11 protein-coding genes and 1 pseudogene are annotated in these 9827 nt (G+C 37.2%); 1 reads left to right on the forward strand and 11 read right to left on the reverse strand.

The window, feature by feature from the left end; all coding sequences use genetic code 11:
• Positions 1-278: 278 nt before the first annotated feature.
• Both JCM13188_RS09825 and JCM13188_RS09830 read right to left on the reverse strand, forming a co-directional pair.
• Positions 279-656, reverse strand: coding sequence for a hypothetical protein (locus JCM13188_RS09825; RefSeq protein ID WP_054753782.1), 378 nt, complete (start codon positions 654-656; stop codon positions 279-281).
• Positions 657-1106: 450 nt separating this feature from the next.
• Positions 1107-1854: pseudogene (locus tag JCM13188_RS09830) on the reverse strand (phosphotransferase).
• 323 nt (positions 1855-2177) lie between these two features.
• Here JCM13188_RS09830 and JCM13188_RS09835 point away from each other — a divergent pair.
• A complete protein-coding gene (locus JCM13188_RS09835) occupies positions 2178-2384 on the forward strand; it encodes a hypothetical protein (protein WP_054753784.1) in 207 nt (68 codons plus the stop codon).
• 178 nt (positions 2385-2562) lie between these two features.
• Here JCM13188_RS09835 and JCM13188_RS09840 read toward each other — a convergent pair whose 3' ends face one another.
• From JCM13188_RS09840 to JCM13188_RS09860, 9 genes are all read right to left on the reverse strand, one after another.
• Positions 2563-3300 carry a LytR/AlgR family response regulator transcription factor gene (locus tag JCM13188_RS09840; RefSeq protein ID WP_054753786.1) on the reverse strand — a complete coding sequence of 246 codons (738 nt, stop codon included), beginning with the start codon at positions 3298-3300 and terminating at the stop codon, positions 2563-2565.
• On the reverse strand, positions 3297-3437 hold the full coding sequence (locus tag JCM13188_RS18905; protein ID WP_279401671.1) for an ATP-binding protein: 141 nt from the start codon (positions 3435-3437) through the stop codon (positions 3297-3299). The genes JCM13188_RS09840 and JCM13188_RS18905 overlap by 4 nt, the downstream gene beginning before the upstream one ends.
• Entirely contained in the window at positions 3434-3859 is a 426-nt protein-coding gene (locus JCM13188_RS18910; protein WP_279401672.1) for a sensor histidine kinase, read from the reverse strand. Before JCM13188_RS18910 ends, JCM13188_RS18905 begins: the two co-directional genes overlap by 4 nt.
• A gap of 17 nt (positions 3860-3876) precedes the next feature.
• Positions 3877-4917 (reverse strand): LytS/YhcK type 5TM receptor domain-containing protein, encoded by a 1041-nt coding sequence (locus tag JCM13188_RS18915; protein WP_279401682.1) that lies wholly within the window; start codon positions 4915-4917, stop codon positions 3877-3879.
• A complete protein-coding gene (locus JCM13188_RS18920; RefSeq protein ID WP_279401673.1) occupies positions 4917-5066 on the reverse strand; it encodes a hypothetical protein in 150 nt (49 codons plus the stop codon). The genes JCM13188_RS18915 and JCM13188_RS18920 overlap by 1 nt, the downstream gene beginning before the upstream one ends.
• Positions 5067-5298: 232 nt before the next feature.
• Complete coding sequence (locus JCM13188_RS18925; RefSeq protein ID WP_279401674.1) at positions 5299-5592, reverse strand: sodium:solute symporter family transporter; 294 nt, start codon at positions 5590-5592, stop codon at positions 5299-5301.
• Positions 5516-6568: a solute symporter family protein gene (locus JCM13188_RS09850; protein ID WP_279401675.1), complete on the reverse strand. Its 1053-nt coding sequence runs from the start codon at positions 6566-6568 to the stop codon at positions 5516-5518. Before JCM13188_RS09850 ends, JCM13188_RS18925 begins: the two co-directional genes overlap by 77 nt.
• 442 nt (positions 6569-7010) lie before the next feature.
• Positions 7011-8084, reverse strand: a complete 1074-nt coding sequence (locus JCM13188_RS09855; protein WP_279401676.1) for a hypothetical protein — start codon at positions 8082-8084, stop codon at positions 7011-7013.
• Between the two features lie 502 nt (positions 8085-8586).
• A complete protein-coding gene (locus JCM13188_RS09860) occupies positions 8587-9453 on the reverse strand; it encodes an NAD(P)/FAD-dependent oxidoreductase (RefSeq protein WP_439646629.1) in 867 nt (288 codons plus the stop codon).
• Between the last annotated feature and the right edge of the window lie 374 nt (positions 9454-9827).

Raw genomic sequence — 9827 nt, forward strand, 5'->3', positions numbered from 1 at the left:
CTAACTTTTGTATTCAGTATATTAAAATCTTCGAATATTCTATTGTAGACAAACCTAAAATGTAGAAATTCTTGTCTGAAATGTAGAATGATTGGTTTTAAATGTTTAAAAGGAAGTTGGGCTCTATAAAAGTTAATTAACTCATGAATCCCTATTTTAATTTAACATAATATCACAATAACTTATCAGACAAAATATAATAGCGACCAACTTATTGATTGCCTTGTTAAACTAACGCCCATTTTGTTCAGGTACAACCCTTCACAAACAATATATAATTACTCTTTCCAATCGCTTGGGATTTTTACAATAACAAAATTTACTGTCCACATTTCTGTTGTTGCAATTAGAGTATTATCACCTTTTTCAAAAAAGTAGCCACTTCCTTCTTGTTGTTTAAAATGCCACCCATTCTTGCTAATCAAATTCTTTAAATTGTCGTGTGCCTTTCCTTGTTCCATTGGTGTGATATACCACTCATAACCATTTTCTTCAGCTATTTTCACAATATCTTCTGATGTATCATTTAAAGATTCTAAAACTTCCCTTTTACTCACAGAATCAATAGGTAATGTAGGATAATAGAATTTACTATCGAAAGCGACAACACCTAAGATTACAGTTAACACTCCAATAAATATTAGCCATCTTTTCATCTAATTCCCCCACATACCTTACATCCTATTGTAGAAAACTGCCCCGTTAGTCCAAAACCTTTTAGTTCAATGTTAACATAATATTCCAATAATATATTAGACAAGATAGAAAAGCGCACAATTTGTAGATCGCCTTCTACAACTAACGCCCCCAGTTAATTGATTATTCATCGTTCCTATTCAATAACAAGTACAAAATTACCACCAATATTATAAAGTTAGCAATTTGAAACATTCCTGAGAGGTCTGCGGAATGAAAACCATATCAACTAGTGGTACTTGATACAAAATGAACCCTAAAATTAATGAAACTATAACAACTAAAAAAGTATATAACATACAAACTCCCCCTTAAATCATAAATTATTTTTATTAAACTCTTCTGTCCCGTTAGTTGATCAACACGAGATTCACTTGTTCAACTAACGCCCCCAAATAGTTGAAGAATAACTAAAATAGCTCCTTATGGTTTAACCATTCTTTTATATCCTCATCACCCTGCACAGATAATAAACGATACAAGAACCGATAAGGTGTTCTCACCTTTGATAAATCTGGTAATTCTAAAACTTTTTCATAACCAACTTTAAAATCTAAAGCTGATTTTTCATCTAGAACATACTCAAGACCTATAAAGTCAAATTCTCTAGGAGCCACAACATAAGCTTCTGTATCAACCAGACCAGTTATAACTTCACCATCAGATAAAAACTGTGTAGGGTCTATATCAACTAGAACAAATGAAGAATATTCAGGACTTGGAATATCTTCTAATAAGTTCTTAATTTCAACTAGCTTATCCTTAATATCTTTTCTTCTGTATAGAACCTGGAAACTAATTCAGTCATTGTATTATTTAAATGTTGATTGAAATCTTCCAATTGAATTTTAAACTTTCCAGATGGGGACCCAACGTAGTTTTTTCTATACTTATGTATTTCTGCCAATCCCTCTCCTAAACTTTGCAAAACAGAAGATGGTTGCTCAACAAATGAATTTACAACTTCACCTGGTAATTTTTCAACAACCACAAATTCCCTCGAAAGGCTCTTTTCTTTATTTAATACTCTAGGAACTGGCATAGAGGTTATGTTACTTAATGTGTTGTTAACGTTTTCAAGTTCAAAAACATGCCTTGGATCAATACCAAAGATGTTTTTGCATCCCCACCAAAATCATTGTTAGGCTCTTCCATCATTCGGGACGTACGTACTACAACCTCTTTGTATTCTGTATTTATCAACCATACGTCACTAGCGTGGTCTTCATAACCTGGATTTAATATCTGAACTTCTATAACCTTTTCATCAAACAAAAACTAAAATCCATAATTTTAGTCTCTCTTTCATTGAAATAGTCCTATAAGCTTACTCAACTAACGCCCCATTGAGTTTAAGTACATTTGTTCACAAACTTAAAGTTTTTAAGAGTGCCAGTTTTCTTTCTCTCAGTTATTTTTGGCGTATAAGTTTAAATGCCGATACAAATAATACCCCTATAACAAATTAGGAGGTTAATAAAATGGAAGAAGCGCCTACAAGTAATAATGCTATGAACACAAGTAATAATGGAATGAGTACACCCAATAAGATAAACATTACAGGTCTTGGTGTTGGAGCAATTGTACTAACCACTGTTTATACGGCGGTTCTGGCTTCGCAGTTAATGGCTACCAAGCATAAAGTCGACTACCTTTATTACAAAGAATTAACACAAATAAATAGCTAAATTATAGACGGTGCTTTTTTCACCGTCTTTTATTTACTAACCTGCCCTGTTACTTTAAAGTACAAAACTTCACAAACTTTTTCTGATTATTAGCCTTTTCACTCTATCAATTATAAAATCAAATTCATTAATTCTAGTTTTGATGGATGCCCCACTTTGACTACCCATATACCGAATTCTATATACTTTGCAGCACTTCAAAAAAGGCTTTCGCTGCTGTTCGGCTAACGGGGATAGTCGATCTATTTGTATCACGAATAATGATGTTGTATGCCCCATTAAACCAAGGTGTGATTTCTTCGATCGCATCTAAATTGACTAAGTAACTTCGGTGCGGCCGGTAAAATGGATATGACTCTAATTTTTCTTCCAGTTCCTTTAACGTCATTTTTGTTTTGACGACATCATTTTTTAAGGTATAAATCTTAAGTGTTCGATCAATTCGTTCGACATACCCGATATCAAGTGGGTTTAACACGACCATTTTTTCATCTGTTGAAATAACTAACTTATCAAGCTTTTGTTTGGGCTCAGATTTCGGATTATGTAAGGCGCGTCTGACCCTCTGCATGGTTTCAGAAAACCGCTCTTGGTCAAATGGTTTAAGTAAATAATCAGTAGCCTGCAGTTCAAAGGCTTGTACCGCGTAATGGTCATATGCCGTTGTAAAGACGATCAGTGGCTGCTTTAGCGGATTTGCTTTCCGAATCGTTTCAGCGACTTCAATCCCATTCATACCAGGCATGTGTATATCTAAAAATAACACGTCAGGTGCATAATCTTGGTAATGCTGGATTAACTCATCCCCATTTTTCGAACTGGGACAAAGCACAACATCCTGTTCATTTTCTAAAAGATAACTTAACTCATCTCTCGCTAACTGTTCATCTTCTGCAATTAACACATGTATGCTCAATGAACTTCACGCTCCTTTCTAACTGCTTTAGCATATTCCTCAATTGGAATCGTAAATGACACCGAGCTACCTTCTTGTAAATTACGGAACGTTAACTGACTTTCATCACCAAGCAGCCCCTTCAGTCGTTCGTTCACGTTATATAAAGCCGTCCCATTGCCAGTTCGATCTGAATATGGTTGTTGACCGATCGTTTAAGTAAGGATTCAGGAAACCCAATCCCATTGTCCGTTACCTCAATTGTGATTCCATCTAAAGTTCGTCCAATATGAATGTCGATCACACCTTCGTATGTCACTTCTTTTAGTCCGTGCTGAATGCAGTTTTCAACCAGTGGCTGCAAGGTTGCAGAAGGGATTAACACATCCATAATACTCTCATCTATATTCTTCATAATTTTTAACCGATCAGGAAAACGAGCTTTTACAATATCTAAATAGGCATTTACATGATCCAATTCCTCTTTTAGCGGAATAAGTGATTTACTTGCGATATTAAGGTTAGCTCGCATATATTGACTAAATCTTACGAGAATGCGGCGAGCTTCCTCATGATCCACCCTCATTAACGAGTGAATTAAATTAAACGTATTAAATAAAAATGCGGATTGATTTGCGCCTGAAGATTTCTAATTTCAGCCTCTTTTAATAACTCTTTCATTCTCTCAGCTTCAAACCCGCTAAGCTGATTAGAAATAATTGTTCCGAGACCTCTTGCCAGCTCCACTTCAACTGCGCGGATTTGCTGGGAGTGTTTAAAATATAAATTAATTAAGCCAATCACTTCTCTCGAGCGATAGATTGGAACCATAATAGCCGTCTGAAGCGGACAGGACTCGTGTAGACACTGAAGCTCACTTTGGTTATAAGCAACCTGAATTTCACCTGTATTTAACGCAATTTGTGACAGCCGCATCTTAATCGGATCTCCAACTTGGTGATGGTCCTCCCCTTCACCGACAAAACTTAGCACCTTATGCTGGTCGGCAATCGCAATCGCTGCGGCATCTAATTCTTCATATAGTAAATCAGCCATCGCTGTCGCGTTACGGTCTAGTGTCGCATCTTTTAAATGCGGAAGAGTTTTCTCCGCAATTGATAGCGCCCGGTTTGTCTCGAGCGCCGCTTCACGCTCCGTTTCTTTTAAAGCTGAACGAATCATCATCGTAATAATCGCAAGGGCAATCGCATTCGTAATGACGAGCGGTATGCCTATATGATTGACAATCTCGATTCCCGCCTGTTGATCCGGAATAAACATGAGAATCATGCCCATGTACAAGACAGGAGGGAACATCCCAATAAACAGCGCCTTTACTGGAGCTATGACTCTTTCATCTGAGAAAAACTGACCCGTCCATCCCGTGATCAGCCCAGCAAAAGGATTGATCAAACTATTGGCAACCCACGCACCTCCGCCAATATAAGCCATGTATAAACCGACTATTAAACCAGATCCTAGGCCCACATACGGACCACCAAGAAGCCCCGCAATCATCACGATGACCATTCCAGAACCAATTAAAATTTCATGATCGCTTACCGTTAGCTTCCATGAATCTATGACTAACGTCTCTTGATCTATAATCACTCCTGTGTGCGCACCTAAGATGCCCATCACACCAAAATAAGGGCATGATAAAAGACGGTGTCCCAAGCTATGTCACGATCCAATAACGACCGGAATCCTGGAATTTGCGTCAACATAAACGCCACTAACAATAGAAGCCCAATCCGTTCAAGTAAAATGACCATTAGCTCAATCATGCGGCGAAACCTCCCGCTGGCCAGTGTGCACACGTACCATAAAGGATTCATCTTGGTTGCTTGACTTTTGCTTCCCCCATAACGTACCGATGATTCCTCCTAAAAAGCCTAAAGGAACTGAAAAATCGCAGGGTTACTTAACGCCAAAACACCCACACCTTCAGAACCGAGGAGAATAAATAAAATTGCTGAAGTAAATCCCGTTAATAACGTCGAATAAGCCCCAATAACATTAAAAACGCTTCCAATAAAACGTTAAAATAAGTAACGGAAACATACTAGATGCCGCAATCGCAAACGTCATCGAGACTAAGAAAGCTACGTTCACACCTTCCATCCCAACCGATAGAATAATAGAAATGAGTCCGATGGCGACAGCGATACGACGAGCAACTCGTAACTGTTCCTTCTCACCTGTCTGCCCCCTTTTCCAAATATGATGATAAAGATCATAAGAAAAAGCCGATGTCGCTGCAAAAATAAGTCCCGTCACCACTGCGATAATCGTCGCAAATGCAACAGCCATCACAAACGCCACTAAAAAAGTCCCCGCCTACAACTTCAGCAAGTAAAAGTGCCGCTAGATTTCCACTTGGATCAGAACTGGCTAATGTATCCCAACCTACAATCGCAATCGTTCCAACTCCTAATACAAGCGCCATTAAATAAAATAACCCAATTACCCAAGTGGCTGACATGGCAGACACACGAGCTTCCTTCGCATTTTTCACCGTTAAGAAACGCAGCAAAATATGAGGCAAGCCAGATGTGCCTAATATTAATGACAAGGTAAGGGAGACTTTTTCAATTGAATGATCAAATAAGTGACCAGGGTAAAAGAACGACTCACCATGAGGACTTTGAGTCTTGGCATCAAGAATTAACTTTGGTATATCCCAGTTCACCCATGATAGCAAAATCAACATGACGAGTAATGTTCCGCCCATCAGCAGCACCGTTTTAATGATCTGCACCCACGACGTTGCGACCATCCCGCCTGAAACGACGTATAAGGTCATTAAAATACCAATCACCCAGACAGAGGCCGCATAATCAACGCCTAACAATAACCTTACGAGAAGGCCTGATGCGACAAGCTGAGGAATCATATATAAAACGGATATAAGAATGCCGCTAATTGCGACCATTAACCGAATTCCGCGCTTCGGAAACCGCTCATACACCACATCCGCAACAGAATAGGTTCCAAGACGCTGCACAGGCTCTGCCACCCAAAGAAGCAAGACCACATACGAAATGAGAAAACCCGTTGCATATAAAAAGCCATCATACCCATAAAACGCAATTAACCCTGTAATCCCAAGAAAGGATGCCGCACTTATGTAATCCCCCGCAATGGCCAACCCATTTTGAAAACCTGTTAAACTACCAGAGACCACATAGAATTGATGAGTCGTCCGGCTACGCTCCGCCGCCCAGTGCGTAATGACTAATGTTCCGATTAAGATAATAGTAAAAAATACGAGATAGGTTACATTCATAACAAGACGCTCCTAATCCTTAGCTTGTCCACTTAAGGATTTGCGGTCAACGGATTTCATGTAATACGTATAAAACAGCCCAATGCCCCACGTTAAAACAAATATGAAAAAGACGTACCCCCAGGCTAAGGGCAAGAACATTGAATGCTCTTCAGGCAACATGCTAGATAATAGAAGCGGGAAAAATATATAGAAACTAATTAATAGAATAGAAATCGTAAGTAAGATGAGCACTTTTTGTTTGATTTGCTGTTGGATGGGGATCACTCCTAATTAAGATTAAACGTTTATTGTAACGTTATTATATAGGAGTTTTTATAATTGGGTCAATATTGCAAAAATTAGGCTAATCATCACAACCTATTTAAGACATGATGATTCCAAACTAAAACCCTTCAATATTAAAGGACAACATTGAAGGGCTATAAGAATCAAAAATTAATTATTCTTTTATTGTTATTTCTTTCTCAGCGATTCGATCTCCATCAGATTGTTCTTCTACAAGCTCCCCATTTAAATTTTCTCCGTTTTCTCCATATTTTTCTATAGCATCTGGCCAATTGGAAGAAGAGATACTAAACTTAAGAAGTAACTTATAATCTTTTAAACTTCCGTCCTTAGATTTATTTTTAAATATGACGTTAAAAGAACCATCTGGCTTTATAGTAACGAATTCAGACATACCACTTCTAGAACCACTTGGCTTATTTACTAAAACTCTTAGATCATTTCCTTCAATTAAATTACTGGTACCATTAATATACACGTAATTATCATCATAATCTAAATTTGCATCCATTCTAATATTTAGATCACCATAGTCATCAGGTTTATTGCGTGATGGGATAGGTATTTCTGCTTTAGATAAAGAACCGTCTTTGTTTCTTTCATGATACACTTCCACAAATGCTTCTTTATAATATTCATCAGAACCATACCCTTTACGTACAAATGGACCTTCTAACTTTTCTCCAAGTTCACCATAGACATCTTTAATATCACCATTACTTACACTTGGCTTAAATGTCATAGCAATTTTTAAATGATCCTTGTAATCTTCAGGAATTTCTTTTTCATATTTAAACGTCCCATCACTTTCAATTGAAGCATATCCTGATGTACCCATAAAAGTAACATCACCAATAGGTTTCTGAGCTATATGGATTCTAGCCCCTCCAGGTAGATTTGTTTTCCCAGCTATTTGTAGCTGATTGTCAAAAATCACCGTTTCCCCGACAATTTCTACATTAAGTTTGTCACCACTTGAAATTTCATACCCTGCCGCATCTGCTTTAAATTCTTCTGTCTCCTCTTCCTCATTCTCTGTTTCTTCATTCTCCTCTGCTTCTTCATTCTCCAAATTACTTTCCTCTGAAGTATTATTTTCCGCATTGTTTTCTTCTTGAGATACTTCAACTTCTTCTTCATTATCTTGACTTTCATCTACTTCATTATTAGTACAACCTACAATTACAATCATTAATAGAATAGTCAATGCTAAATAAGATTTTTTCATCATACATGTCCCCCTTTTAAAACAATTTTTGATTTTTAACCCATCAATTCAAATATATTACAAAAAGGATTAATATATAATTATGATACAGTATAAGTTCTAGACAATGAATAGTACTTTCGACATGTCGCTGATACTATTTATTAATAAATATCGCTAATTAATACTTCAAGATAAATAGACATTAAAAAGATGACCCCGAACCATTATCGAGATCATCTATGTAATACTTAATTATGATGTATTAACTTGTTTCCCAAGCTCAGCTGCTAATCCAACGAAGAAAAGTTATTTGATCATAGAGATTGGCCCGTTGTTTGTCGTTCAATGCTTACCCTTCTTTTCTGTATTTCAATTAAAAATACAACTATGTTAGCAAAAACGAAGAAATTTAATCTGCAGAAGTCACTTATAACCTTTTATTTTAATATAAGGTCGAAGTAAATAACTGGCTATTTTTAACGGATCCATCTTGGTCGTTTGGAACACTTTTTCGGTTAAGTTACTTTGCATCGCATGAACGATTAGATCCAATTTTTTTATTAGATAACTGCTCCATTGATCTTCTTAATATGAGAGAATCTTCATAACTTCTCCGTAGTGGTTTCATAAGTTCCTCATATTTTCCCAGACCACACAAATCATAAGCAGCATACACACCGCTTAAAATAGAAGCATACTGTCCAAACCCCATAAAAGGCATCATCGTCCCGAAGCAATTCCCAACGTAAAATGTATTGCCGATTCGAGCCGACCTACAAATCCCCATTGGATAACGGGTAATTTGAAATTGATCCGTAATACGTATTTTCTGATTAAACTCAGCACGCACCTTTTCGTAAAATAGGTCCCAAAGACTGTCAAGATTCACATTCGCATTTTCAGGCAAATCAGGAATAGCTAAAGAAATATTAGCTTCATGATCCGACAATGGAATAAAGTAACAATAACCAAAAGGAGCGATATCGTAATTAAGCCAAGCCTTCACTAGATACGGGTCAAAACTCCCCTCAATAATCGCACCTTTAATGGTGACGGTTAAATCTTCTCTATAGTTTTTTGTCTTCTTAGCGTACTCGCCATCTCCTGTTGCCATCACCACATGGGAATGCTTGCTTAGTAATTCTTCATAAGTGTACTCTGAATGATAATGAATGGTGGATTTAGTTTGCCGTGCAAGCTGTGAATCAAATGAATCTTGCTCTCTGCCCCGAATATTAGTAAACCCAAGTGGCCCTTCAATAACGGCTTTTTCATTTTTTGAAAAGATCTCCATGCTCTGTATATGAGAAGTAGGCTTTAAGTAAATGCCATATTCCTCAGACAACGTCTCAATACAATCATGTACCGGCCTCTCGAAAATAGACATCATCACCTCGCCATTTACAAACCGATCACCTACCTGGCTCCGTTTTTCATAGATGGTCGGAGTGATGCCGTTTTTTTCAAGAGTAATCGCACAAGCTAATCCAGAAAGTCCAGCCCCCCATAATCACAACATCCATTTGATACGCACCACCTTAAGGATCTTCTAACTGTATAGTCTTTCCTGACTAAGGTGATACATGTATGTTGGATACTCTCAATTCTGAGTTAATGAATAAGCAAGATCATTATTAATTTTACATTTTACTTTTTTGGACCTAAATAACGCATAAAAAGTAAAGAATTTCATTAATAAAAGATGCACTACTTAACTAATCTTCTTTCCCACTAAAAGCACAAAAAGCCCACAAACCTTGT

This window comes from Piscibacillus salipiscarius JCM 13188, assembly GCF_001311865.1.
In the GTDB taxonomy this organism is placed as follows: Bacteria; Bacillota; Bacilli; order Bacillales; family Alkalibacillaceae; genus Piscibacillus; species Piscibacillus salipiscarius.

Bases quoted from the DNA above. Each gene is read 5' to 3' on its own strand.
- JCM13188_RS18920 (WP_279401673.1), bottom strand. From the start codon at position 5,066: ATGATTGAGCTAATGGTCATTTTACTTGAACGGATTGGGCTTCTATTG.
- JCM13188_RS09825 (WP_054753782.1), bottom strand. From the start codon at position 656: ATGAAAAGATGGCTAATATTTATTGGAGTGTTAACTGTAATCTTAGGT.
- JCM13188_RS09850 (WP_279401675.1), bottom strand. From the start codon at position 6,568: ATGAATGTAACCTATCTCGTATTTTTTACTATTATCTTAATCGGAACA.
- JCM13188_RS09860 (WP_439646629.1), bottom strand. From the start codon at position 9,453: ATGTCTATTTTCGAGAGGCCGGTACATGATTGTATTGAGACGTTGTCT.
- JCM13188_RS09835 (WP_054753784.1), top strand. From the start codon at position 2,178: ATGGAAGAAGCGCCTACAAGTAATAATGCTATGAACACAAGTAATAAT.
- JCM13188_RS18925 (WP_279401674.1), bottom strand. From the start codon at position 5,592: ATGGCTGTTGCATTTGCGACGATTATCGCAGTGGTGACGGGACTTATT.
- JCM13188_RS09855 (WP_279401676.1), bottom strand. From the start codon at position 8,084: ATGAAAAAATCTTATTTAGCATTGACTATTCTATTAATGATTGTAATT.
- JCM13188_RS18915 (WP_279401682.1), bottom strand. From the start codon at position 4,917: ATGGGCATCTTAGGTGCGCACACAGGAGTGATTATAGATCAAGAGACG.